This window comes from Vibrio sp. 2130-1 (genome assembly GCF_033339515.1).
Genome location: NZ_JAWOUT010000001.1, coordinates 499148 through 521436, shown reverse-complemented (window position 1 = coordinate 521436; position 22289 = coordinate 499148). Strand labels below are relative to the sequence as shown.

Genomic DNA, 22289 nt, shown 5'->3' with positions numbered 1-22289 from the left:
TCCGGTTTGAGTAATGAAAGGTTTTACAGGGTTTGCAACAACCGATCGCGGTACTGCTGCTCTTGATGCTGCGCCAATTGGCGCTGTTCTTCACTGTCGTCAGTACAAGCCGCGCGCGCTTCTTCAAGGGCTCGGGTACTGGCTTCGGTGTCGTTGTAAGCTGGATAGGTCACTGGGCTGACATCCAACAGTTTTGAAACGCGAGTGATGGTGCGGACATATACCCCATCATCATCTTCATCCCATCGATATCCGTCTGAAGGTAAACGAAACGCAAATGAGCTTTGGCTGACGTCGCCACGGTCCATTGGTTCGATCACCATGTCTCGCACCGTTTGGGTGTCTGGCGGGGTGATCTCGTAACGCAAACCAACCTCATCAACGGTCAGTGTGAGCGTGCCCGCTTTGGTTCGGCCTAGAACAAAATTGCGGTCATGGTTAAACAGGGCGCGAACGTCATCGTCCAGAACATCATCAAACGCACCAGGGGCGATCACTTCGACAAAACCGCCGAGGTTGTTACTGCGAGTGTTGAACTTGGCCGCGTATCCGACGATACGTGGCCCCTCTCCGTCCTCCCGTTTTTCAACTTTGATTTCATCACTGCGGATAAAAATCTCATTGAGGTTTTTACTCATTAGGTTTGGCCTCTTTTGTTTGAAGATCGGCGCTGAGCAAATAGGTATCCAACCCATCGGCTTGGTTCATATCTTCCAGTTCTCGTACTTGGTTGCGGGTCATCCAGCCATCACGAATGGCTTTCGAATAGAATTCAGCACGCTCTTGGGCGGTGCCGCGTAACAGACCATTTAGGTTGAACTTGACGTAATACCCAGCCCGTCGTTCTTGCTCAGTGAATAGTTTCCGGTTGAGCTCTTGCTCCCACTTCACTACCCACGGGATCATGGTGTGACGAACGAACTGAATGGCTTGCTCTGAGATGTTGGAAAAGGTGGCTTTTTCTAGGTCGTTAATCATGTGTGCCGGCACGTTGTAAATGCCGGCTACTTCAGAACGACTGAATTTACGGGTTTCTAAGAACTGCGCATCTTCTGGCGGAATGGTGATCGACTGATACGCGAGCTCAGATGGTAAGAACAACGTTTTATTGTCGTTACTTTGCATCTCCGCTTTAGACTTTCGCCAACGGTCAAGCAATCGCTCCCAGCTCGATTTCTCTAGTTGCGACTTGACCGAGACAATGCCCGTTGGCTTGCCCCCACTTCGAAAGAACTGGTTGCCATAACCTTGGGTTTCTAGGCCAAGCGCAAACGCCTCTCGACATTGGGTAATAGGACTTTTACCGACTTTGCCATCAGAGCCAATCGCTTTAATGTGGATCATGTCTTCAGGACTGACCGCCCTCGCCCGCGCATCATCTGCGGTGACTGCGTAGGTATGACGCCCTGAATTGGTTTTGACTAAGTTGGATTCCCAAGGTCGAATCAATCCAAGTTCGCGCACTTCCCCCGAACGAGGATGACGCACAATCTCGGTGTAGTGGTTGCCCCAGCCGCTAACGTGAACCATGCCGGATTCGCGCCAGTCATAACTGGTTTGAAATGGGTTCGGCTCATCGTGAAGCAGGTAATAAACAGGGTGATCCGTGGCGCGAGAAACAACGCCTTTGGCATCACGGCGCATGACATGCAAAGGCAGCTGGCCCATAGAGCGGCCAAGTACGCCAATACAGGAATACACCGCCGACAAGCCCATGGCGGATTCCACACTTACCCCAGAGCCGCCACCCCAATCGGCGGCATCGAGCTCGGACAAGGGAACGGATGGGTCTTCTGGGTTTGAGCGGGTTTCAAACAGCAAATCAAGCATGGCGGCCCCCTAGTTTTCTTAATGCCAATAAGGCAAAAATTAACAGCATGGTTCCGCCAAACATTAAGGTAGCCGACAACCCGAATTTGAGATAAACCCCACTCAGCAACGCGGCAAAACCCGCGAGGCCGATCAGGTTGAGTATGTATGTCACAGGTATAAATCCTCATCATCTAGATCGTCGAATGGGTCAAAGGTTTCCGTTGCCAGGTGCGCGCGATAAACCGCCATGATCAACGCCACCGCACCATCAATTTTCTGGTCTGGTTTGTCTTTGCGTGGAAAGTGGTTTTCGTTGGCATCTGGCTTGCTGACAACGTTGCTCATCATCCAAGTGAGCACGGGGTTTCCGTCATGGTGAACACGCCCCGCTTTTAACGCGGCTTCGAGTTCAATCATGCCTGGTGATAAGTGCGCCGTGGTTTGCGGCACTTTGACGGCGGTAATGCCCGCCGCGGTAAGTTCTTGCGCAAGCTGGGTGGAACCCCACGGATCGTGAGGTACTTCGCGCACTTCAAACTCATCAGAAAAGTTCTGAATGTCTTCCCCAATCTCGTTAAAATCCACCTCGGCCCCATCAGTGGAGATCAGCGCACTGCCACCACTGTTTGGCCATGGCGTGCCCACCCATTTCTGATAAACCTTGCGGTTTTTGGTGTCTGGGTCGAACACGGTATCTTCTGGCAAGTAGTGTTTGGAGAAGATGTAAAAATGCAGCTGGCCTTTGTCATCCTTGCGAGTGAACAGCATGATCTGGCTACAGATATCAATTTTTGATGCCAAATCGAGCGACAACCAACATGAGCTGTCTTTGAAATCCTCTATCGATAGGCTGGTATCTTCGGCAGCTTTCCAATCTTCCATATTGAAGAAAGCAAGTGATGCGGACACCCATCGATTGAGGTGTTTGGTTTTGAACGTGTTGGCATAGCGCGGGTTACGAATAGCGCGCATTTGCTGACTGCGCAGCCAATCTTCATCCACGGACACGCCCAGGTTAGGGTTGGCTTTGGCCAGAACGGCGAGGTCTGTCCAATCGTCGTCTTCATCAATGGTGTAGATGATGCCAAAGATCTCGTCGTCATCGGTCGTGCCTTCTAAGATTTTGACGACGTCGTCGTGCAAGTCTTTACAAGGACCAGCGATGTTATAGCCCGAGGTGGTGATCACGAAGATAAGCGGTTGTTCACGTGCCCCCATACCTGTTGACATGGTGTCATACAGTTCGGGACCATCATGCTCGTGATACTCATCGACGATGGCACAATGTGGGCTTGAACCGTCGCCAGGGTCACCGATCACTGGTTCGAAAATGCTGCCGTCTGGCCGTTCCATTTTCTTGGCCATGACGTCAATCAAGAACGAACGACGAAGGTTTGGCAGCGCTTCGGCCATCTTCTTCGCTGGCTTGAATACCTCCCAAGCCTGTTTCTCTGTGGTGGCACCACAGTAAACCTCTGCGCCGTATTCGTTATCGGGCGCAAACATCCAAAGACCATTGCCCGCGGCGATGATGCTTTTTCCGTTCTTTCGTGGCACTTCGACGTAAGCCACTCTGAAGCGGCGGCGCTTGTCTTTCTTTCGTTCCCAACCATAGAGAACGGCATGAATGAACAATTGCCAAGGCTCTAACTTGATGCGCCGGTCTTTTAATGGCTTCTTCGCCCATTTGCCTTTGGTGTGAGGAAGAAGTTGAATGAATCGACAAACCGCCTCGGCTTTGTCTTTGTTAAATCGGTACGGATAGGCTTTGCTTTTGCTCTTTTCGATATCATCCAGATGACGTTGACACGCATGGATAACATACTTACAAGCAACTATCCGACCGCTCACCACGTCACGCGCATACTTTGCGGCGGCGTTTACGTTCGGATACTTAGCCATACTTATCTCGCTGGTAAGAATTCGTTGAATTCGTTTTCGTCGCTGTCCTTACTACCGCCTCCACCGCCCGTCATTCTTCGCATGGATAACGGATCGAGCCCCAACAAGCTACCAATACGAACCATACTGGCCAACGCATCCTGACGAACATTCACGCTAGGGTTTTTCTTCTGACCTCCCATCGGTGTATCAACGGTCAGCCCTTCTCGAGAAACTTCCAACTCAGCTTGAAGGTATAAAGAAAAGCTATTGCAATAAGCCAACAACAAAGGTCCATGGTCGATAGTCAGAATTTTTCTATCCATCAGCACACGGCTTTGCGTCTGCCAAATCGCCAGCGCGTTATCATCACGTAACTCATCTGGCGGATCGATTTTTATCAATACTTCATGGGCAGGTGCGGGTGGCAAAGTGCTTTTGCCACCTTTTCGACCACCTCCAGCTGCTCGCGCCATACAAATACCTCTCAAAACTTAGCGGCGAAAACGTGTGATCTCGCGCATCAAAAAAAGATCCTTATTTATTGCGTATAAAAATTTCTCTGAGGCTGCGGTACCTATCGAAAAGGTCGTAGAGATTTACCCCACCCCCCATGGTCTGAGAACGGGAACAACAAGCGAACTAAAACCACCTTGAAGCCTTTTTGATTCTGGGATTGAGGTAGAATAACCTTGATACCTTTTCGTGCTGTCTGTGCGACTTTGAGAGGGTCTGGCTGTGTGCCAAAGGTTCGGCAAAACAACACCAGAGTTTTTAAGTAAATTGGTACCCAAAACGCCCATTTGATCTGCAAAACGATCATTATTTGCTGTTTCGAATGGGTGTTTTCGTTCTTTCTCGTGCAGTTTTCGCTTTGTGGCATGGCCGACATAACGCCTCCAAGTTGCTATCTTCATCCGTTCCGCCATGTTCCTTGGCTATGATATGATCCACATCACGAGCCGGAACGGCGCGACCACCACGTAAGCAGCATTGGCATAGGTACTTATCTCGTCTCAGTATTCTAGTTCGGAGCTTATCCCAATCACTGCCATAGCCACGCTGATGGCGGCTGCGTCCTGCTTGGTGCACTTCCCAACCAGTGTGACGATGCTTGTCACAGTAACCCGACTTATCGAGTGTTAAGCCTGCACAATGTGGATGACGACATGGTCTTGGAGTACGTGGTGGCATGTTCAAATTGGTTCGTAGGTGATTTGATTAGGCATTGATGTGTTTCTCAATCACATCAACAAGGCGGTCATCTGTATCTGTCTTTGTGTTCTTAGCGTGCGATTTAGCAACGGTTAGTAACACTTCGGTCACAGCTTCGGGACTTAGTAGCTTTGCAGCCCAATAACCAAGCAGACTCTTAGCTAAAGAGAGTAGAAACATTTTCATCAGGCTTCCTCCATTGTTAATATTTCCATTGGAAAGTTCTTTTTGAAATCATCGACTGTTCCAGCCCCTAAGCGAGTGTTGTAGTAGTCTTTCCAATACTTAGCTAAGCCATCGAGATCGCCGGCTGTTGGTAGAGCCTCTTTCACTCGCAAGTAATGCACTCGGCAGATAGCTACGGCAAAAGCGAGGTTAGTCGCTAGCTGGCTTACATCTGGACGCATGTCCTCATCCAAGCTTTCCATGCTGGCCAGCTCGGTGAGCTTGTTCGCCAGACTGCGGCGATAAGCAAGGAAGTTGTCCCAAATGTCTTTGTATGTAGCAGGTTCCATTTGAATCAAACCAAGTGCTGGGCCACCACCTACTTGCTGAATGAAATGACCATTACTTTCCTGGTAAATAGTACCGACAATCAACTGTTCGGCAGATCGGCTATAAAGCCCCAATCGTTTTAACCAAGGGCGAATAACCAAAGTGGTTAACTGTTTAGCATCCATCAACTTCTCTCCCGTTCTTGGCGCTTCTTATCGAAATGAACGTAAATATCAAAGACAAGGCGGCCAGCAATAACTAACAAGCCACCTAAAGAAATTAAATTGGCGAGGGTAATATCCGGAGAAGAAGCCGCACTCTCAGCAGCTTGCTGGGCCTTTGCGGCCACTTCATTGCTGAAAAAACTTACGCCACTTCCACCACCGTATGCAATCAAACGGCCTTTGTAATCATGCAGCTTGATCCAAAAATCAGATAAACAGAACGACATAAGCTCTCACGACTCAAATTGCAGGTATAAAAAAACCGCCCATGAAAGGCGGCTTCTATAGAATATGTACATTTATCCATACTGGATATTTGCATAGTAATTTGACCCGTTTTGTTTTTCAACCCCAATCCTAAAGAGTTTTTGACATAAAGAGTCGTACTCCAACAATATTGTTCTGATGCACTCAATGTGAGGTTTGATAACGTCGAAGTGGGTCTGGTAGTAGCGCTTACGCTTTTTCTTAAATGTTTCAGAGTTAACCTGATTAACCACACAATCATGATTCACCAGCGTATCTATGAGCGCGGTTCGACTTGCCACCGGCTTGTAGTGTCCTTCACCTGCGACAAATTGGACATCGGCGCCAGCCATTTGCTCTAGCGCAAATCCACCAGCGACCAAAGGAAGAATAGCTTCAATACGTTTCACCACTTTTACTTGTAGAGTAATACCTGTAAAACAACAATCCATGAGCCAGTCGTTCAGCAGGTGTTCAATAAAACGATGAGTTAGGCTTTGAGAGTTCCATAGTGGAGAAGCGTAGGCAAAGAATGCCCAATCAGATAAATGAGGGTGTACAGCATTGATTTGATCCAATGTTGAAAGCACCTTTCCAGCATCCAGCTTAGATCCTATTTCAATATCTGCCATGCCAAAACCACCGCCACCAGCACCTTCATTATACTTAGCTCGAATAGCTTCCGTCGCCATTCCAATCGCTGCTGGCATCTGCCATTTTTCTATATTTGTACATAAACCCACAATCTTACCTCCCCAAAGAGTGATGCTGACTCAATCCAATTGGACAACTTACACACCAATGATAAACTGTATATATATACAGTTAAATGGTAATTCCTTTGAAATATGTACAAAACTATCCAGCGCCTAGTAGGCTACCGTATATGCAGAATGGGACCTGATGGCCCATGTGGATACAACTGCACGGAAGATAAAGTGTCAGTTTTAAAAACAAATGGAGATTGGGCCACAGTACCTTTTGGTGGCTTTATGGAAGTGGGGAACGTTGTAGGTGTAAAACGACTAAAAATCATGGATGTACAGGCACTTTGCTCTGATGACGATGGTTTCGAAGTGGCTTATATGATTCCCAAACACCACTATATTGTAGGAACATACTTGAATGGAAAATGTTTTATCCTGCTATATGAGGGCGAGATAAAGCACTATTTGGACAAAAACGCAGAGCAAGACATTAAGAACAATGTAGTGTGGCTATAAACTTCAACTTAGTTTAAGCCACATCTTTAATGAGGATGTTCTAGGTTTTAAAATTCAGTACTACACTTATCCACGATGTCACTAAGGATAGGTAATGTTATGCATAATGTTAAGACTGCGATGATTCCTTTGCTCCTATCAGCTCTTGTAGGCTGTGAAATTAATGGGAGAAACGAAGAACTAAGCCAAACCAATAAAGCTCCAGATGAAAGCACTGAACTTGTAGGTATAAATATTGAGAAAGCGATACAACACTCTACAGTCGTATACACCCCTCCCACTGATACCTATTACGGAAAGTTAAAAGTCAGTCCCAGAGTTTATAAAAACCTTATAAAAGGGCCCGAAGCTCAGCAATTAAAAGACTACTTATTCAGTCTCTTTGGAACCGAAAAAAATGAGTTTGTAATTACTCTCAACGCTCATATAAACGAAGTATCCCTACCTCCCGCAATTTTAGTTGTTTATAAGTACGACAGTAATCAAAGAACTTGGTTTACTAGACTCACCGAAATTTATATGTCTCCCATCTTTAATGTGTCGAGCCACGCAGAAGTCGATTACACCTTAAGCATTCAATCGAGTAGAGATCGAAACACAAACCTTGTATCAACCGCGGTTAAAGCCAACGATGCAATGAAGGTGATATCTTCTGGAACATGGGTAGTTAACAAGCTTGCGGAGCCAGTTGTAGCAATGGGCGCTTTAAAGATAGATAAAGAGCTAGGCAAACTACTCACATCCAACTCTAAATCTGAGCTTAACTCAAAGCTATTCCCACTCAGTCGCACGGGTTCAGGATTAAATTCATATGAAATAAAAAGTAACACTCAAGAAACTCTAGCGGATATTACCGTCGAATTAGAGTATTACAACTCACTTATTGTAGGCGAGGCGATAAGTCACAATGAAGTCGCGAAAGCAACAAAACCCATCTTACCAGAAGCCATCACGAATCCCCGAGCTTTAAGTAACATCACTGTAAAACGATATGGGGAGAAGGATCGAAGCTTATTAGTTGATATCAACAGTTCAAAACCTACTTTGTTAGAACGTATTCGTACTACCACCTCTTCAACAGAAATGAACAACTTATGTTCACAACTGAATTCAGAGTTAGAGTCTCAATATGACTTAAACAATAATGATATTAACTTTGTAATGTACGACTTGTTATCTAGTTCCAGCTATGTGACTCATTCTAACTCATTAAATGTAGATCAATGTCTAACATCCTCCGAACTTAAAAATCTGAATGATATAGGTTTATATCTAGAGTTCGGTCACGTAGATATTGATATTGATTTTTTAGACACCCTTTCTGGGTATCTCAGAACACCTATTTCGAACCAAGGCCACAAAACTGAACTAGAAAACTTCTTTGAAGAGAGTGTTTATTTTGAGTCTGATGTTGATTACTTGCAAGACTTTAGCAACAGAAGGTTGTCTAGAGGTGACTTGATAGAACAATTGGGGAAAGTAGGAGCAAACAGAGCAGGAAACTATACATTCGGTGATAGACGAGAAACGGTAAGTGTTTTTTACAACCACCACAACGAACTCAGCAAGATTTATAAATTAACGCTAAACCATTCAGGCTCTAGCAGTAATCGTATAGGCGTTGTAAAGATTGAGTACGCCAAAAATGAAGAGATATCATCAGCAGCCAAATCAAAGCTGGAAAAAGAGAGCCAATTTGCAAATGAGTCTAGCGTTAAACCTACGACCGTTGCTGCGAACTATAATTGAGTGCTTTAGTCAGGCTGTTCAAAATATAACATTTAGGTGTTATTATGCACTTAGCAAACAAAGCTGCAAAAAAGCTGAGGCTAAACCTCAGCTTGGATTAAACTGGTTACCTATATGAAAAATGTTTAGCGGCACGATTCAATAATAACCATATATGATGCAGTTTTGTTTGCCTCCTCTCAATACGCTCTAAGCGAGCTTGAGTGTAATGCCAACGCCACATCTCTTCAGAACCCAATAGGCCCGCAAGCTCATGATATATAAGCCTCAGCGCGACTCTCGGTTCCATGATCTTGTAGTAACAATAACCGTTCCTAGGTACCTTCTTAAAAAACCGTGCCCGAACATCATCTGACATCATCGTACTCTCGATAACATCGCAAATATCCTCATGGTCAACGTTCGAAGTCACTGAAAGAGTCATTGAGTCTCTCACATCTAACATTCTCCTCCCATCATGTACATAAGTGGTTAATCTACAACCAATTTAACTTGGCGAGATCTTTTATGACACAGAGGAATCGAAAGAAACAACTACTCATCTTTATTTTGTGAGCAGACGCAAAAAATCCTAGCGAATCAACATTGAATCACTAAGAATGCGTTTTTTGTTTTGACATTTATCTTTTGAAATGTCACGCGCACATTTTCATATGAGTGCGAATTTTTACTTTTTGGAACGGTTTTTTCTTTTTTCTTTCCTTTCCTTCCCGGTTAGCTATCACAGGCCTTGGTAACGTTGTTGCTCCTTCCTGTTTAAGCATCAAACCTCAAAACAAAACCTAACGCCGTGTTAAGGGGTGAACAACGCAAACACCTTGACTCAAGCTGGCAACGTAAACACACAACTCAACGCATAGTAAAAACGCCACGCGTTATAAGTCACTCTTAAACGCTTTGTCATGCTAACGCCCAATTAAGGGGTAAATAATAATATTTGTATAAACTGTATCAGTACATACAAATTTTTATTTCCATGCAAAACAAAACTGCCACGCGTTAGGAATCCCTCTTAAACTGTTTGTTAGACTAACGCCGCATTAAGGTGTGAGCAACGCATTCCTAATAAGTATTTCTGCAGCCATGAAATAATTGTGATTTACTTCATAATCCAGACAGAATTATAACGCCTTATTTATCTATACAAACAGCCCCAACTATTAACGCTTTCTTAATAGTTTCTTTTACATGCCAGAGCTGATCGCCGTGTTGACGTTCCCAGGTGTTCACATCACGGTGTAGCTCTTGGTGGTGATCATGACAAAGAGGGATGGTGAACAAGTCAGAAGCCTTGCTGCCCATCTTCCCTTCGCCATGGCCGATTAGGTGATGAGAAATACCTGCAGTCTTACCGCATACTCTGCAAGGCAACTTTCGGACGAACGAAAGGTATTTTTCACTCTCCCAACGGATTGGTTTAGGCTTTCTCAGATACATCGCTGGTGGATCGTCATCGATGACCAGTTTTAGAACTGGCTTGGCCAAACGTTGTAGTTGCTCGTGCTGACCTTCGAATACATACCTAGCATCTGTATCCACGTTTCCGAGCACACCTACTCGCTTGCTGCCCTCTTCACGTTTGAACTGACGATCGAGAACAGACTGCGGAAGAAGCGAATACACGTCATTGCGAACGGCCCACCAGCATAAATCAACATCTGTAATACGCCTTACTTCGCCATGCAGCTGGCGAGAGACAGCCATCAGGCCATGGCGAACCGTATTCTTTCGGGCTATGGAAAACGCCTGGTGACTGTCATCGGCCATATTATCGTGATGCCAACACAAACGAATCGCTCCCTCGCCGGTTACTCGAGTTTTCAGATTATGATTGCAGTAGCCTTCATCCTTGAGCTGGCATTCGGAAATCGTATCAACGTACTTAGCCGTACTACCGATAAGCAGTTGAACGTCTTCATGAGCGAAGAACGCCACCAAAGAGAGGTCATCCGAAGAGAACCCTCCGGCGGTCTTTGTGGCCAAACGCTGATTAGGAGAAACTAATCCGATCTTACCGTCCACCAGCAAACGTTGAATGGCTTCTTTGTTTGGGCTTAGCGGAATAAGGGCGGCATTCAGTGTCGGGACAACATCCAAGCTGACTTTTAGCATCTTCCCTCCCTTTAAGCGACTTTGGATTCAAGTAACGGCTTGGTAACCAGATTTTTACCCATCTCAACCGCTTTGTCGTATTCCAAACGAGCTCCTTTCGAAAGCTGCCAACCATCCAAAAACACAACAGTGTCACAACAGGCCAACATTGGAATACAAATATGCATGTACTCTTCCCACTCAAAACCATCAGGCAGAATAGCGGGGTTCATAACAATACACCCACGGCGTTTTAACTCATCTTCCATCGCGAAGAACGCTGGCTTGTTAAACTCTGGTAATCCCGTCATTGGGCCTGCAATGTAAACCTTCTTCACGATAATGCTTCCTTTAATGTCTCTACTGCTTTTCCGCTCTTAATCATACTTCCAGTGAATCGGAGTACTGACCAACCTCGTAATGCTGCTTCGTTGTATTTCTCGCAATCTTTCTCATAACCACTGCCACGAGTGTGACGACCACCCGCCCAGGTACCGCCTTCCACTTCCACCGCCAGCTGTTGCTCTGGGTAAGCAAAGTCAAAACGCCAGCGGCGTGTTTCATGGAAACGGTATTCCTTCTCTGGCAGCGCTAACCCCATCGCCTTAATTTGGAAAAGAAGGGCTTGCTCTAGTGCACTCATGCCACCTCCTGTCCAAATACAAGCTCTAGTTTTGCCATTAAGCGAGTCGAACGGCCTCTTCCTTCCACATCCAACTCAGTGACGAAATACTGTTTGCCCTCATGGGTATAAACCCGTTTGTTCTCATAACAAATACACAAGGCATCAACTGCTTTGCTGTTGGGTAACACTCGAATCTTAAGCACGTCCATCCCCCTATTGAACAATCCAAATCTTGTTTGTGTTACCGGTTCTTGTGTCCGACATCCGATTAATTTCCACCCCCTGCTTGCGAGCCTTGGTAATCAACTGAGTTAACTCCAAAGCAGAAATACCTAGCTCCTTGCAAAGCTCTGCAGGTACCCAAACTTTAGGCCGCGAAACCATCACTCCAACTAACTTCTCCACCATCTGAATTCACCTCCGCTAGTTGAGTTAACAATTCCCTGCGCTCGTCCGATAGACGTTTGATTTTGTTCTTACTGGCTTGAATCGCCTGTTCAGTCCCGCCGTGGCTCATCACCCGGATGAGGTGTTGGTTCTCGCTGTCGATATCCATTTCAAGCTGACGAACCTTAGATTTGATCTCGTCACCATCCGATTTGGCTTGCTTAGGCTGCTCTTCTGGTGGCAGGTAGCGCCCCTTGTCTTGCTCACGGCCTAGCCATGCAGTGATGAATCGAACCATACCGCCTTGGGTCTTGCGCTTACGAGGATTCGCATCACTCCAAACTTTCATTTTGCGCAGCTGATCGAGCACATTCACCGCTGGGTAGGTCTGTTTCCATTCCATCACCTGAGTGGTGCTGACTTCGTAGAATTGATCTTTGCGATTGGTAGGCAAACAAATTACCGGAGGCTCGCTGGCTTCGAGCTCGCTCGGAGCAAGATCTTTACTTGATGGTTCTATTGGTGGATCTATTGGTGGTTTATAGCCGGATTCCGACCTACCCCCAGCCGGAATTTGACCTACCCCCTCCGGTTGTTTCGTCTGTTCGAGTTTCGAACGTTCGACTTTTGAACAGACGAAATTCGACTGTTCAAAATCTGTCTGTTCATCTGCTTTCTTTTTCAACAGCATCACTGGCAGTTGGTATTGGTTATTCGAACGGACTAAACGACCTGTATCCGCCTTTTTGAATTGGTTCTTTTTGAATAGCCAACCACCCTTTTCCAGTTTCTTAAGCGTGGATTTTACTGTGGTAGGTGAAACACCAGATTTACGAGCAATGGTATCGATAGACGGCCAACAAAGGCCGCTATCGTCTGAATGGTCAGCCAGACAAAGCATCACCAACTTATCAGAACCTTTAAAACTCGGAATGTCCCAAACGTAGCTCATAACCTTTACTGACATGCTTCCGCCTTCCCTACTACCAAACGTTTATTACCTTGACCCAACACAGCAAACGAGGTGGATGACGAAACCACATCAAAACCACTTAATGCGATAGCATCTTCAATAGCCGTGTCTATTGATTTGGTCAGCAGGGAGAACTCCCCACTGCTGAGCTGTTGACCGGATAAGTCAAAATACGCAGCAGAAAAATGCATCACTTACCCCCTGCCCAATCGGCAAACGAACTGCGTGGCTTACTCTTTGGCAGAGTTCGTGATTTTGGTTTTAATGCAGCCTCATGCTGCTTGGCTTTCGCCTTAAACTTGGCGTCTCCCATCGCAGCACGACGGAGGTTATCAACCTGCTTTAAACGCTCACTTAGTTCCATAGCCCTGCTCCTGTGTCATTCGGCTTACAGTTCGCTTGCTTACCCACACCCAATCACCTTGCTTAGTCGCCAAAAAATAGACGTAGTTATCAAAAACTAAGACGGCCTTAATCTTTGCGCGATCACGCGGTTGTGTTACTCTTTCCATTGAATCTCACCTTTGCTTGTTGATTCACGGCCCTAACAAGTTGCAGCTTGTTGGGGCTTTTCCATTTCTAGATGTGCCAAATATCTCTGGCTCTTGGTGTTAATCGCCTTGAGTGCTTCCTTTTCCAGTTGCTGCTTAACCGCGGCGTTCTGCTCCAGTGCAATAGAACTGCGATACATCTGCACCAGTTGCTCTATGGTGTTGAGCGTTTCCATCACATTCATGACAAGACTCCCGAAGACATATCGCCAAACATCATGGCCATGCTGATACCACCAAAGCGGCTCTCTGCGGCATAGCCAATCGTCATGGCCGAAGCCACCAGCGTATGAATGGATGAAGACAAACGGCTAACCCCATTGGCAGAAAGCTTGGTTACGTTAAGTTGCTCGGCCATCTCACCAAGTGCCTTGGTAGCAACCAAAAACTCGGTATTGAGATTTGCCTGTGAGTTGTAGTTAAACGGCATTGGGGTACACAGCCCGACCTCTTTGCATAGGCCGTCTATCATGCTGTAGTCACCAGACTCTTTGGTGAACGCGATAACGTCATCAACAAACAGCTTCGATTCCGGTTGATTGGTGTTAAAGCGTTTCTTTAGTCGGTTACTGTAATCCACTTCTGAGTAGCCAAGCCTTAGTGCAATGGCTCGTAGGCTATGGTGGTTCTTAAAACGAATAACGCCCTCATAGAAGCGAGGGAATTTCCCCTTGTCTTTGTATTGGGTCATTGGTGATCTCCGTACCTTCAGGTAATTTATTTGTTAATTTCAGGCCAGATCTTCTGCCAATCATCGGGCCTCAGGTCTGGTCTAGTGACTGCATTGTGAGAATTGAGTTCTATTTGAACACAGAGAAGAGGGTTAAGAAGCTGATTAACACTAATCGCTTTTCTTAAATAACCTATTGAACTTCCGCACTTATTTGCAAATTCAACCTGTTCAGACTTTGAAATTGAATTCAAATACACTCGTAGTTTTTCCATGCTTACCTCACTATTGGCAATTTAGTATACCCACAGGTAAGCATAGAGCACAACAAAAATCATTACCTATAGGTTATTTACCTATTGGTAAGCGGATTGTTACTATCTGTTTAGATAGGAAAATTAAAGGTCAGCGCAGGCATGGATCGTTACGAACTCCGAAGACAACACTTAATAAAGCTTAGAGATGAGAGATGTAATGGAAAGATTGCAGAACTCGCCAGAGTAATTGATCGCGATCCTTCTTATGTGTCAAGGATGCTTTACCCAGAAGGAAAAAAAGCCAAGAAGCGTATATCGGAGCAGATGGTTCAAGTTATCGAAACCAGCTTTCAACTACCCCAAGGGTATTTGGACTCTCCTTTGAACTCGTCTTTAGAACACCCAAATAACGAGTCAAATGCCCAAGTTTTAGGAACCATCGACGCATGGGATCGCAAAACTCCACTATCTGACGATGAGGTAGATGTGCCATTTTTTGCGGAGATTCGCCTTTCAGCAGGTAGCGGCCAATTTGCCGAACGTGAACATACCGGCCTTAAACTGCGTTTTGCCAAATCGACTTTACGCCGTTACAACGTCCCACCAGAGTGTGCTGTATGTGTAAAAGCGACGGGAAATAGCATGGAACCCGTATTACCAGACGGTTCAACCGTAGGGATTGACACTTCTAGTGTCACGGTAGTGGATGGGAAAATGTACGCCATTAATCACTCCGGTGAGCTCAGAGTAAAGATTTTGTACAAGACACCAGGTGGTGGCTTAAGAGTCCGTAGTTATAACTCAGAAGAACACCCCGAAGAACGCTACTCACAGGAACAAGCGAAAGATATTGTCGTGCTCGGTCGCGTGTTCTGGTATTCGGTAATGCTTTAATCAATCAAAAATAAAAAGGTAACTAATGTCTATTCGTTCCGAAACTGAGCATTTAAAGCAAGAAGTCGATAGTCGAATTTTGATTCTAAAATGCAAGGTAAAAAGTCAAAAAAGAAAAATAAGCTTTTTGAACGGACTTTCTGTAACACTTGGCGCAATTATTACTTTAACTCTCGGGCTTGATCTGTCAGTAGAAATGGCTCAAAACCAAAAAAACTTTGCTCTTTTTTTAGGAGCTCTGCTTACCATAGTTAACGGGTGGAGCACACTTTTTGACTATAAAAAGTTATGGATCAGGCAGAAAACTACCCTTCTAAATCTGTATCAAATCCAAAATGAGCTCAATTATAGAATCGCCAAAGCAGGCAACATTTGCGTAGATGATTTATTTGCTCAGTATATGACCATTTGGGAAAAAGGTAGTGAAGAGTGGAGAGAAATTGTGTCCGCAATTAAAAGCCCTAGTGAAGCAAAACCACAAGAAGAAGTGAGCCAATAAATGCAATTACTCAACCTACAAATAAAGCGTATAGCAATACATCAAATTTACCAGCGAGACCCAGAAGGTAATAAAGTAACGCCAACAAAAGGCACAGACCTAATTAAGTTCGCTCCTGCAGCTATGGACACGTTTAAAGAACGAGTTATTCGCGCTCTTGGTGAAGAGTCTCGTGCCGTTCCAATGCAAATCCTTGATCAAAGTGCCACTGCGGCGCCTTCGTTAGTCGGCGCCCTAAAAGGCATCGATGACAACAAGTTTATCGAACAATCGTACACCATTGCTGACAAATTAGCGGAAGCTCAAACTAGTAAAGCCCTTTCAGGAGGTGTTGTCGTTGTATTTGAGGGCACCTACGGAGCTAGCTCAAAAGAGTTTATTGGTATAATGAAAGCTGAGATTCACAGTGCCTATGAGAAGAAAATAGATCCAAAAACACAAGAGATAAGCTTGGATTTCGTAGAAGAAGCCCTTCTTACTCCTGCTACTAAACTCTATAAAACAGCAGGATTTTTCCGAAATTCAACACCAAGCAGTGAAACGGATCTAAGTAAAAAGTGGGATGTATCAATCAGCGACACTCAGATCAGCAAAACTGACGGAAAAGCTGCTGCACACTACTTTTATTCGGTCTTTTTAGGTTGTGGCTATCCTGAGTCAGGTGCCAGAACAACAAAACAATACTATGATGCTACTGCAAAGTTCATTAACGATTTAGATGTTCCTCCTGAAAAAAGAAATGACCTTCACAATGCTCTAGTGACGTATCTAAAACATGAAAATACAGGCATCGTGAATCCAACTGAATTTGCGAATCGATACTTTACTGATAAACAAAAAGACTCATACACTGAGTTTTTAGAAGATAAAAACTTGCCAACCACATCTTTCACCAAAGATATTGAACACATTTCAAACAAATTGAAACACCGCAAGCTTTCATTTAGTAAAAATGTTAAAATTGTAGCTCCATCAGAAGTATTTAAAGAACTGATACAAATAGAATCTATTGCACAAGATGATGACGGAAACTCCGTAAATTGGACTAAACTGATAATTAAGGATCAGATAGTTTCTCAAGAATGAATATAATTGAATTTTCGAATAAGTGGCAACTAGAACGCCCCATGTATGACGCATGGGGCGACTTTGTAGTATCTACAATATGCCAGGAAATTCAGAGCAAAGGGAAACAGCTAGGCACCTTTTTAAAACAGCCAGCTAAGCATCGTGTTAAGGATGAACAATCGTTAATCGATAAGGCCTTCTTTCGAGTTGAAAAAGACTATAAAGATCCATATACGGAAATTGAAGACAAGGTCGGTTGTCGATTTGTAGTTTTACTAGTAGACCACATAGATGTGATCTCAGACATCATTAAAAGCGAACAACGCTGGCTAGCCACAGAGTGTCGCCACTTTCATAATGAACGGAACGCAGCTCCGCTTTTATTTACATATCAGTCGGTTCACTATGTTGTTAGAGCAAAAGAAACCATTGAACACAATACTGTACAGATTAATGAAGGTATACCATGTGAGATACAAGTACGAACGCTATTACAACATGCTTATGCTGAACTCACTCACGATGCCATTTATAAATCAAAAACGCGTGTTGAGCCCAGCGTGCACCGCACAGTTGCAAGGAGCATGGCTTTAATTGAGACTACTGATGATATCTTTTCATCTGTCAATGAAAGTCTTTTTTGTGGAGTATCTGAAAAATACAACATTCAAGAGAAGTTAGATCAGTTCTATTTCGATTTAACAAAACTGAAGAGTATTCAAGCGCAAAAGTCCTCTTTAACAATACTAGATACATATCAAGAACTAATAGACGATAATCTTTTCGAGACAATCTCAAGTTTTTATGCTCTGCCTAAATTCCATTACCTATCCGAATTAATAGTTACTCTTAGAGAGAGCAATCCACTATACACTCAGAGCATCGTACTGTTCATAATATGGATGATGATTCGCAAGCGTCGCCTGCTAATCAAAGAGTGGCCTCTTGATAGAAAAATAATAGAGGTCGTCGCCACCGATTTGGGCATATCCCTAGATCAAATTTAAATCTAGCTAACTTCTTTCGAAACCGCCTACGGGCGGTTTTTTTGTGCCTGCAACAAAAATAATTACCCATAGGTATTGACCAACACCATTACCTATAGGTATTGTAAGTATATCAGATGAATTACCCCAGCAGCTGGTGGGAAGAATAACCACTGCACCGGACCGTTTCTGCCTATGTCTGTCTTACGACGAAAAGTGAAACGGTGACAGGAAGTGACTATCCAAGGATGGGAACGGGAATGTCCTTACTGAGGGCACAGCCTAAAGCCTTTCAGAGCAAGGGTTTTAGGCTGAGGATAACCAAACTTGAGGAACGAATCATGAGCCAAGAAGCAGGCAACCTAAGCATAGAAGACCGTACAACCAACTTTCCTAAATTGATGCAAGAGCTAGATGGCGGCGTCATCTCTAACGTTATTGGCCTTGCACTCTCTAACGTTTCACGCGCTGTTTCGTACAGCGATAAACAAGGAGAAGTAAAGCTGAACCTAAAGCTCAAGCCAATGGGTACCAACAACGAAATGGTAGAAATCACGGCCAATATGTCGGTGAAGGAACCTAAATCTGGCTTTGGTTCCAAGAGTGAGGACTTTCAGTACACCTCTATCGCCTACGTCGGCAAAGGCGGAAAGCTCTCCTACGACCGACCGAAAGAAGACATCCACGGCCAAGCCGTTATTGAAGAAGGTCAGCTTCGCGAAGTGCGCGGCTAACCCAGTCCACCAGCAATCACTTTAAAGAGAGAACACAGAAATGGATAAATCAGCAATCCAACAGATTCAAGAGTCATCGAATGCCCCACAATTCTTAGAACAGTTAGAAAAAGCAGGCTTCCCTGTTGCAGCCTTACCAGAGTCTTTCGATTTGCATGACTTAGAGAAGTACATGCCAAACCGCAATCAATTTCGCGGAACGATGAAGACGGCAAATATCGACGAGTTTGTGCGTTATCACGAAGAATACCAAACCGAAGGTAATCAGTGTTTTATCAACGCTGAACGTATGGCAGCCGTGACTATTTTTGATCTGGGTACTCATAACTTCCCTGGGCACTGCAAGCACCAAGCAAACTTAATCCTTCGCCGCACAGCAGCGTTTAACGCCCTTCTAAACATTAATGAAGAACGCCTTGGCCAAAAGAAACTGGCCGAGTGGGTAGAAGACTACAGCGATTTTATTCAGGTGTTCTCTACCACTGGAGAAGTTATTGAGAATGCAGTGGCCTCTGCCGCTATTCGTAATATGAAATTTGAAGCAAAGGCTGGGCGTGAATCAAACGTAGATGACTTCAGCCACCATCAATCTGAATACGAGTCGATAGCTGTTCGCACAAAAGAAGAGTTCCCGATGCCAGCTGTCTTCAAGTTCACTTGTATTCCCTACTTAGGCTTAGCAGAACGCACTTTTGAGATGCGTATGAGCACCATTGGCAACGAAACCCTGATTCTTCGAATTAAAAAGCTGGAACAGCACGAAGAAGAGATGGGCGAAGAGTTCCAAACCAAGCTTCAAGACTGTTTCAAAGTCGGTGAAATCGAGATTGATACCTTTATTGGTTCATTCTTCAGCTAATCATGTTGGCGGTGACGAACGTTGCCGCCAGTTTTCTTAACGGAGGGGGCATGGCACTGACCAAGGAAAAATACATCGAGGCGCAACGCATCATTGATTCCATTAATGGCAGTGGAAGATCAAAAGCGGTGGGAAGGTACCTGCTGGAACATCCGGGTAAAAACCCAACCTATCAGATTAGCAGTGATTTAGGGGTCAAGTCGCAACTGATTTGCAAAGCCGTCTACTACCTGCGTGGTAAGGGCGTTGGTATTAAGTCTGCACCAAGATCACTCCACCCTTACTACGAGCTAACGATGGACGAGAAAGACAACTTGCCAAATAAGAATACGTCTATGAGAGGCGCATCTACTTGTGAAGGCTTCCGCTTTGTCAAAAAGGCCCATCCATTCAAGCCAAATGTCTTATTACCGCAGTGGAGAGCGTGAAATGCCAGACAACGAAAAGCCAAACGAACACTTTGTTAAACGTCACTTAATCAACAAGCTCAAAACACAAGGCATCTCTGGCCACCAGCTGGATGAAGCCATCGAACGTGGCATTCAGTACTACCACTACGGAACTTACGACAAAGCAAACACCATTCAATGCTGTGTTAAACATGTACTGCAATATGTAAAAGGAGAACTTACTCATGGCTAATGCAACTTTCCAAACCGAACTGGGCGCGGTGACAGCAAAAGGTCCCTACTTCAGCTTTATTCAAGGTCGTGAAGTCATCCAACTAACTTTCATCAAACCTGAGAACGAAGCCAACGGTTATGGAGTATGTAAAGAGTTCCCGAGTGACATCAGTCTATCACCCGAGTTCATGTCCAACTTTGCCGAGCAATCAGTAGACCTGCTTTAGCTTCTTGGCCAGTAGTTCATCTTATGTAATTCGCCTATGCCCCATCGCTTGGTTAGGGGGCATTGCAGGATTTCTGTTTTCATTATTTATTGGAGGTTTTACCGATGAGAACATTTACGGTGATTCAACTAGAACCTAGCCGTTGGGTGAAAGAAGATCTGTTAATGGATTTAACAGGCATGTCCACCAATGAAATCAAAGACTATCGTCAGTTTCGTTGGATTGAAGGCGTTCATTTTAAAAAGTCGTCCGGTAAGAGTAGTGATGGTGGTAAAGGCTATAAGTATGACCGTGTTGCCATTGATGAGTTTTCAGCAAGAGAAAGGGTTGCATAATGAACACACCTGAAGGTGTAGAAATCCGCGGTAAGTCTATCCGCATTAGTTTTACTTACCGCGAGATGCGTTGTCGAGAGACCCTAAAAGGCTGGGAAGTCACCAAAGGTAATTTAAAAAAAGCTAGCCATCTACGCGCATCTATACTTTCTGAAATTTCATTAGGCACATTTGATTACTTATCTCGCTTTCCAACATCAAAGAAAGCGCAACTTTTTGCTACCCCAGAACAGCGTGGTAAGAACCTTACCGTTCGCGAGTTGTTTGATGACTATATTCAATTGAAGAAAACGACCATGGCCTCACAGTCACTCTATGTATTGAGTACTACCGCAAGAGCATGCTGCTTGTTTGTTGGTGAGGAACGTACTATCTCCACCATCACGATTATGGATGCGCTAAAGTGCCAAAAGTTAATGGTCGACTCCCCTACTCGCAATGGAAGACCACGAAGCGCAAAGACGATCAATAATATGATCAAACTAATGCGCAGATGTTTTGATTTAGCAGTGAAATCAAAATTTATCGATGACAACCCATTTCTGCACGTTGAGTTACTAAGTGGTGGCTCTGGTGAACCGGATCCACTAGAACTAGAAGAGTTCCACCAGCTAATAGAGTCAACGACAAACTTACAGCAGCGGAATATGTTCACCTTAGCCATTTACACGGGTATGCGAACTGGTGAGCTCTGTGCATTAGCATGGGAAGACGTCGATCTTGAGAAAGGTACGATCGAGGTTACTCGCAACGTCACGATTGAACGCAAATTCACAACGCCGAAGAATAAGAAGTCAGAGCGAACTATTCACTTACTTGAACCTGCTCTCCTCGCTCTTAAATCTCAAAGAGAGCTGACTATGTTTAGCCCGGTAAGAGATATTTTTGTGGAAGTAAAAGGCTCAAACACGTTTCGCCAGGAAAGCGTTCGATTCGTGTTTATTCCAGAACGTCGCAATGGCCAACCGCCAAGTGAAACCTATAAAACGACAACATACAATCGACTATGGTCACGCGCACTTAAACGAGCAGGTATTCGCCATCGCTGCTCATATCAATCTCGGCATACCTACGCTTGTTGGTTGATCACCAAAGGAGCAAACCTATCCTTTATCGCGGAACAGATGGGGCACAAGAGCACGATGATGTTGGAGCGTGTTTACGGCAGATTCATGAAGTCACACTCACATGAGCAGATCGAATACTTAAATGGGATGATGGCTTCAAGTAAATAAGGCCATTAGGATTATGTGTGCATTTCAATGTGCTGAACAGAATTATCCCTTATTTGGTAGACCTTTCACTCATACACATCCTGTTCATGGGCTTTCCCCCACTAAAATTTATCCGTTCTTCTAGTGGTGTTCGTTGTAAACCCCCGTGTTGTATTACGGGGGTAAATCCCACCAAACTATAAGGGATTGTGTTATCATTCATTTTAAATGATATTAGTTTCAATAAATTAAGATGATGACAAACGAAGAGAGTTCATTACAAAAAGCGCATGTCCAGAAACTCTTAAGTTCTCATAAAGCTGAGTATTATAGGAATTTGAGCATTGGGTTTCTGGTTGCAACTGCAGGATGGTTTTCACTCTTTCTTCAGAGTGCTGTGCAACACACCAAAAGTGATCTACCTTTTATTTACGCGATATGCCTCATTGGA

General features: G+C 44.6%; 33 protein-coding genes. 13 read left to right on the top strand and 20 right to left on the bottom strand.

From position 1 onward, the window contains the following. Positions 1 to 23: 23 nt before the first annotated feature. The 10 genes from R7Q09_RS02515 to R7Q09_RS02470 all read right to left on the bottom strand — a co-directional run bounded on the left by R7Q09_RS02515 (position 24) and on the right by R7Q09_RS02470 (position 6616). The gene (locus tag R7Q09_RS02515) at positions 24 to 695 is read right to left on the bottom strand and encodes an HK97 family phage prohead protease (protein WP_217844241.1); all 672 of its coding nucleotides are present in this window, start codon (positions 693 to 695) and stop codon (positions 24 to 26) included. Next, positions 631 to 1830 (bottom strand): phage portal protein, encoded by a 1200-nt coding sequence (locus R7Q09_RS02510; RefSeq protein ID WP_140154866.1) that lies wholly within the window; start codon positions 1828 to 1830, stop codon positions 631 to 633. Before R7Q09_RS02510 ends, R7Q09_RS02515 begins: the two co-directional genes overlap by 65 nt. After that, on the bottom strand, positions 1823 to 1984 hold the full coding sequence (locus R7Q09_RS02505; protein ID WP_170890357.1) for a hypothetical protein: 162 nt from the start codon (positions 1982 to 1984) through the stop codon (positions 1823 to 1825). The genes R7Q09_RS02510 and R7Q09_RS02505 overlap by 8 nt, the downstream gene beginning before the upstream one ends. Continuing rightward, positions 1981 to 3714: a terminase large subunit gene (locus R7Q09_RS02500; protein WP_140154867.1), complete on the bottom strand. Its 1734-nt coding sequence runs from the start codon at positions 3712 to 3714 to the stop codon at positions 1981 to 1983. The genes R7Q09_RS02505 and R7Q09_RS02500 overlap by 4 nt, the downstream gene beginning before the upstream one ends. A 2-nt stretch (positions 3715 to 3716) precedes the next feature. Beyond that, complete coding sequence (locus R7Q09_RS02495; protein WP_140154868.1) at positions 3717 to 4169, bottom strand: phage terminase small subunit P27 family; 453 nt, start codon at positions 4167 to 4169, stop codon at positions 3717 to 3719. A gap of 346 nt (positions 4170 to 4515) precedes the next feature. Beyond that, positions 4516 to 4887 (bottom strand): HNH endonuclease, encoded by a 372-nt coding sequence (locus tag R7Q09_RS02490; RefSeq protein ID WP_262582489.1) that lies wholly within the window; start codon positions 4885 to 4887, stop codon positions 4516 to 4518. A 27-nt stretch (positions 4888 to 4914) separates the two neighbouring features. Further along, positions 4915 to 5094: a hypothetical protein gene (locus R7Q09_RS02485; protein ID WP_054701177.1), complete on the bottom strand. Its 180-nt coding sequence runs from the start codon at positions 5092 to 5094 to the stop codon at positions 4915 to 4917. Further along, positions 5094 to 5588 (bottom strand): hypothetical protein, encoded by a 495-nt coding sequence (locus R7Q09_RS02480; RefSeq protein WP_318071005.1) that lies wholly within the window; start codon positions 5586 to 5588, stop codon positions 5094 to 5096. The genes R7Q09_RS02485 and R7Q09_RS02480 overlap by 1 nt, the downstream gene beginning before the upstream one ends. After that, the gene (locus tag R7Q09_RS02475) at positions 5588 to 5854 is read right to left on the bottom strand and encodes a hypothetical protein (protein WP_054701180.1); all 267 of its coding nucleotides are present in this window, start codon (positions 5852 to 5854) and stop codon (positions 5588 to 5590) included. Before R7Q09_RS02475 ends, R7Q09_RS02480 begins: the two co-directional genes overlap by 1 nt. A gap of 72 nt (positions 5855 to 5926) precedes the next feature. After that, positions 5927 to 6616, bottom strand: a complete 690-nt coding sequence (locus tag R7Q09_RS02470; RefSeq protein WP_182036498.1) for a hypothetical protein — start codon at positions 6614 to 6616, stop codon at positions 5927 to 5929. Between the two features lie 195 nt (positions 6617 to 6811). Between R7Q09_RS02470 and R7Q09_RS02465 the strand changes: the two genes are divergently transcribed. Further along, a complete protein-coding gene (locus R7Q09_RS02465) occupies positions 6812 to 7096 on the top strand; it encodes a hypothetical protein (RefSeq protein ID WP_259345004.1) in 285 nt (94 codons plus the stop codon). A gap of 99 nt (positions 7097 to 7195) precedes the next feature. Next, complete coding sequence (locus R7Q09_RS02460) at positions 7196 to 8845, top strand: hypothetical protein (protein ID WP_318071006.1); 1650 nt, start codon at positions 7196 to 7198, stop codon at positions 8843 to 8845. Positions 8846 to 9976: 1131 nt separating this feature from the next. Here the strand turns inward: R7Q09_RS02460 and R7Q09_RS02455 are convergent. The 10 genes from R7Q09_RS02455 to R7Q09_RS02410 form a co-directional block, all read right to left on the bottom strand. Next, complete coding sequence (locus R7Q09_RS02455) at positions 9977 to 10957, bottom strand: DUF968 domain-containing protein (protein WP_318071007.1); 981 nt, start codon at positions 10955 to 10957, stop codon at positions 9977 to 9979. Between the two features lie 11 nt (positions 10958 to 10968). Continuing rightward, positions 10969 to 11274 carry a DUF4406 domain-containing protein gene (locus R7Q09_RS02450; protein ID WP_318071009.1) on the bottom strand — a complete coding sequence of 102 codons (306 nt, stop codon included), beginning with the start codon at positions 11272 to 11274 and terminating at the stop codon, positions 10969 to 10971. Next, positions 11271 to 11579, bottom strand: a complete 309-nt coding sequence (locus R7Q09_RS02445) for a hypothetical protein (RefSeq protein WP_206971327.1) — start codon at positions 11577 to 11579, stop codon at positions 11271 to 11273. The genes R7Q09_RS02450 and R7Q09_RS02445 overlap by 4 nt, the downstream gene beginning before the upstream one ends. Continuing rightward, on the bottom strand, positions 11576 to 11770 hold the full coding sequence (locus tag R7Q09_RS02440) for a hypothetical protein (RefSeq protein ID WP_318071010.1): 195 nt from the start codon (positions 11768 to 11770) through the stop codon (positions 11576 to 11578). The genes R7Q09_RS02445 and R7Q09_RS02440 overlap by 4 nt, the downstream gene beginning before the upstream one ends. A gap of 158 nt (positions 11771 to 11928) precedes the next feature. Beyond that, a complete protein-coding gene (locus R7Q09_RS02435) occupies positions 11929 to 12915 on the bottom strand; it encodes a helix-turn-helix domain-containing protein (RefSeq protein WP_318071011.1) in 987 nt (328 codons plus the stop codon). Then, on the bottom strand, positions 12906 to 13112 hold the full coding sequence (locus tag R7Q09_RS02430; RefSeq protein ID WP_318071012.1) for a hypothetical protein: 207 nt from the start codon (positions 13110 to 13112) through the stop codon (positions 12906 to 12908). The genes R7Q09_RS02435 and R7Q09_RS02430 overlap by 10 nt, the downstream gene beginning before the upstream one ends. After that, a complete protein-coding gene (locus tag R7Q09_RS02425) occupies positions 13112 to 13285 on the bottom strand; it encodes a hypothetical protein (RefSeq protein WP_213909673.1) in 174 nt (57 codons plus the stop codon). Before R7Q09_RS02425 ends, R7Q09_RS02430 begins: the two co-directional genes overlap by 1 nt. Next, on the bottom strand, positions 13272 to 13433 hold the full coding sequence (locus R7Q09_RS02420) for a hypothetical protein (protein WP_213909671.1): 162 nt from the start codon (positions 13431 to 13433) through the stop codon (positions 13272 to 13274). Before R7Q09_RS02420 ends, R7Q09_RS02425 begins: the two co-directional genes overlap by 14 nt. 32 nt (positions 13434 to 13465) lie before the next feature. After that, positions 13466 to 13657: a hypothetical protein gene (locus tag R7Q09_RS02415; RefSeq protein ID WP_020335499.1), complete on the bottom strand. Its 192-nt coding sequence runs from the start codon at positions 13655 to 13657 to the stop codon at positions 13466 to 13468. Further along, complete coding sequence (locus R7Q09_RS02410; RefSeq protein ID WP_170890374.1) at positions 13654 to 14163, bottom strand: phage regulatory CII family protein; 510 nt, start codon at positions 14161 to 14163, stop codon at positions 13654 to 13656. Before R7Q09_RS02410 ends, R7Q09_RS02415 begins: the two co-directional genes overlap by 4 nt. A gap of 512 nt (positions 14164 to 14675) precedes the next feature. Here R7Q09_RS02410 and R7Q09_RS02405 point away from each other — a divergent pair. From R7Q09_RS02405 to R7Q09_RS02355, 11 genes are all read left to right on the top strand, one after another. Next, positions 14676 to 15293 carry a helix-turn-helix transcriptional regulator gene (locus tag R7Q09_RS02405; RefSeq protein WP_262636294.1) on the top strand — a complete coding sequence of 206 codons (618 nt, stop codon included), beginning with the start codon at positions 14676 to 14678 and terminating at the stop codon, positions 15291 to 15293. A gap of 25 nt (positions 15294 to 15318) precedes the next feature. Then, the gene (locus tag R7Q09_RS02400; RefSeq protein ID WP_262636293.1) at positions 15319 to 15792 is read left to right on the top strand and encodes an SLATT domain-containing protein; all 474 of its coding nucleotides are present in this window, start codon (positions 15319 to 15321) and stop codon (positions 15790 to 15792) included. Next, the gene (locus R7Q09_RS02395) at positions 15793 to 16878 is read left to right on the top strand and encodes a nucleoid-associated protein (RefSeq protein WP_262636292.1); all 1086 of its coding nucleotides are present in this window, start codon (positions 15793 to 15795) and stop codon (positions 16876 to 16878) included. It begins immediately after the preceding gene. Between the two features lie 41 nt (positions 16879 to 16919). After that, positions 16920 to 17867 (top strand): hypothetical protein, encoded by a 948-nt coding sequence (locus tag R7Q09_RS02390; RefSeq protein ID WP_318071341.1) that lies wholly within the window; start codon positions 16920 to 16922, stop codon positions 17865 to 17867. A gap of 320 nt (positions 17868 to 18187) precedes the next feature. Further along, the gene (locus tag R7Q09_RS02385; protein WP_020335506.1) at positions 18188 to 18580 is read left to right on the top strand and encodes a hypothetical protein; all 393 of its coding nucleotides are present in this window, start codon (positions 18188 to 18190) and stop codon (positions 18578 to 18580) included. A gap of 40 nt (positions 18581 to 18620) precedes the next feature. Continuing rightward, entirely contained in the window at positions 18621 to 19439 is an 819-nt protein-coding gene (locus R7Q09_RS02380) for a DUF2303 family protein (RefSeq protein ID WP_318071015.1), read from the top strand. Positions 19440 to 19489: 50 nt separating this feature from the next. Then, positions 19490 to 19867 (top strand): hypothetical protein, encoded by a 378-nt coding sequence (locus R7Q09_RS02375; RefSeq protein ID WP_140154886.1) that lies wholly within the window; start codon positions 19490 to 19492, stop codon positions 19865 to 19867. 1 nt (position 19868) lies between these two features. Beyond that, on the top strand, positions 19869 to 20081 hold the full coding sequence (locus R7Q09_RS02370) for a hypothetical protein (protein WP_140154887.1): 213 nt from the start codon (positions 19869 to 19871) through the stop codon (positions 20079 to 20081). Continuing rightward, positions 20074 to 20289, top strand: a complete 216-nt coding sequence (locus tag R7Q09_RS02365) for a hypothetical protein (protein ID WP_140154888.1) — start codon at positions 20074 to 20076, stop codon at positions 20287 to 20289. Before R7Q09_RS02370 ends, R7Q09_RS02365 begins: the two co-directional genes overlap by 8 nt. Before the next feature lie 104 nt (positions 20290 to 20393). Then, a complete protein-coding gene (xisR, locus tag R7Q09_RS02360) occupies positions 20394 to 20624 on the top strand; it encodes an excisionase family protein (protein ID WP_005376928.1) in 231 nt (76 codons plus the stop codon). Next, positions 20624 to 21859, top strand: coding sequence for a site-specific integrase (locus R7Q09_RS02355; protein WP_318071016.1), 1236 nt, complete (start codon positions 20624 to 20626; stop codon positions 21857 to 21859). Before xisR ends, R7Q09_RS02355 begins: the two co-directional genes overlap by 1 nt. The last annotated feature ends 430 nt before the right edge of the window (positions 21860 to 22289 follow it).

Bases quoted from the DNA above. Each gene is read 5' to 3' on its own strand.
- R7Q09_RS02515 (WP_217844241.1), bottom strand. From the start codon at position 695: ATGGGTTGGATACCTATTTGCTCAGCGCCGATCTTCAAACAAAAGAGG.
- R7Q09_RS02510 (WP_140154866.1), bottom strand. From the start codon at position 1,830: ATGCTTGATTTGCTGTTTGAAACCCGCTCAAACCCAGAAGACCCATCC.
- R7Q09_RS02500 (WP_140154867.1), bottom strand. From the start codon at position 3,714: ATGGCTAAGTATCCGAACGTAAACGCCGCCGCAAAGTATGCGCGTGAC.
- R7Q09_RS02495 (WP_140154868.1), bottom strand. From the start codon at position 4,169: ATGGCGCGAGCAGCTGGAGGTGGTCGAAAAGGTGGCAAAAGCACTTTG.
- R7Q09_RS02490 (WP_262582489.1), bottom strand. From the start codon at position 4,887: ATGCCACCACGTACTCCAAGACCATGTCGTCATCCACATTGTGCAGGC.
- R7Q09_RS02485 (WP_054701177.1), bottom strand. From the start codon at position 5,094: ATGAAAATGTTTCTACTCTCTTTAGCTAAGAGTCTGCTTGGTTATTGG.
- R7Q09_RS02480 (WP_318071005.1), bottom strand. From the start codon at position 5,588: ATGGATGCTAAACAGTTAACCACTTTGGTTATTCGCCCTTGGTTAAAA.
- R7Q09_RS02475 (WP_054701180.1), bottom strand. From the start codon at position 5,854: ATGTCGTTCTGTTTATCTGATTTTTGGATCAAGCTGCATGATTACAAA.
- R7Q09_RS02460 (WP_318071006.1), top strand. From the start codon at position 7,196: ATGCATAATGTTAAGACTGCGATGATTCCTTTGCTCCTATCAGCTCTT.
- R7Q09_RS02455 (WP_318071007.1), bottom strand. From the start codon at position 10,957: ATGCTAAAAGTCAGCTTGGATGTTGTCCCGACACTGAATGCCGCCCTT.
- R7Q09_RS02445 (WP_206971327.1), bottom strand. From the start codon at position 11,579: ATGAGTGCACTAGAGCAAGCCCTTCTTTTCCAAATTAAGGCGATGGGG.
- R7Q09_RS02440 (WP_318071010.1), bottom strand. From the start codon at position 11,770: ATGGACGTGCTTAAGATTCGAGTGTTACCCAACAGCAAAGCAGTTGAT.
- R7Q09_RS02435 (WP_318071011.1), bottom strand. From the start codon at position 12,915: ATGTCAGTAAAGGTTATGAGCTACGTTTGGGACATTCCGAGTTTTAAA.
- R7Q09_RS02430 (WP_318071012.1), bottom strand. From the start codon at position 13,112: ATGCATTTTTCTGCTGCGTATTTTGACTTATCCGGTCAACAGCTCAGC.
- R7Q09_RS02425 (WP_213909673.1), bottom strand. From the start codon at position 13,285: ATGGAACTAAGTGAGCGTTTAAAGCAGGTTGATAACCTCCGTCGTGCT.
- R7Q09_RS02420 (WP_213909671.1), bottom strand. From the start codon at position 13,433: ATGGAAAGAGTAACACAACCGCGTGATCGCGCAAAGATTAAGGCCGTC.
- R7Q09_RS02415 (WP_020335499.1), bottom strand. From the start codon at position 13,657: ATGAATGTGATGGAAACGCTCAACACCATAGAGCAACTGGTGCAGATG.
- R7Q09_RS02410 (WP_170890374.1), bottom strand. From the start codon at position 14,163: ATGACCCAATACAAAGACAAGGGGAAATTCCCTCGCTTCTATGAGGGC.
- R7Q09_RS02405 (WP_262636294.1), top strand. From the start codon at position 14,676: ATGCTTTACCCAGAAGGAAAAAAAGCCAAGAAGCGTATATCGGAGCAG.
- R7Q09_RS02400 (WP_262636293.1), top strand. From the start codon at position 15,319: ATGTCTATTCGTTCCGAAACTGAGCATTTAAAGCAAGAAGTCGATAGT.
- R7Q09_RS02395 (WP_262636292.1), top strand. From the start codon at position 15,793: ATGCAATTACTCAACCTACAAATAAAGCGTATAGCAATACATCAAATT.
- R7Q09_RS02390 (WP_318071341.1), top strand. From the start codon at position 16,920: ATGTATGACGCATGGGGCGACTTTGTAGTATCTACAATATGCCAGGAA.
- R7Q09_RS02385 (WP_020335506.1), top strand. From the start codon at position 18,188: ATGAGCCAAGAAGCAGGCAACCTAAGCATAGAAGACCGTACAACCAAC.
- R7Q09_RS02380 (WP_318071015.1), top strand. From the start codon at position 18,621: ATGGATAAATCAGCAATCCAACAGATTCAAGAGTCATCGAATGCCCCA.
- R7Q09_RS02375 (WP_140154886.1), top strand. From the start codon at position 19,490: ATGGCACTGACCAAGGAAAAATACATCGAGGCGCAACGCATCATTGAT.
- R7Q09_RS02370 (WP_140154887.1), top strand. From the start codon at position 19,869: ATGCCAGACAACGAAAAGCCAAACGAACACTTTGTTAAACGTCACTTA.
- R7Q09_RS02365 (WP_140154888.1), top strand. From the start codon at position 20,074: ATGGCTAATGCAACTTTCCAAACCGAACTGGGCGCGGTGACAGCAAAA.
- xisR (WP_005376928.1), top strand. From the start codon at position 20,394: ATGAGAACATTTACGGTGATTCAACTAGAACCTAGCCGTTGGGTGAAA.
- R7Q09_RS02355 (WP_318071016.1), top strand. From the start codon at position 20,624: ATGAACACACCTGAAGGTGTAGAAATCCGCGGTAAGTCTATCCGCATT.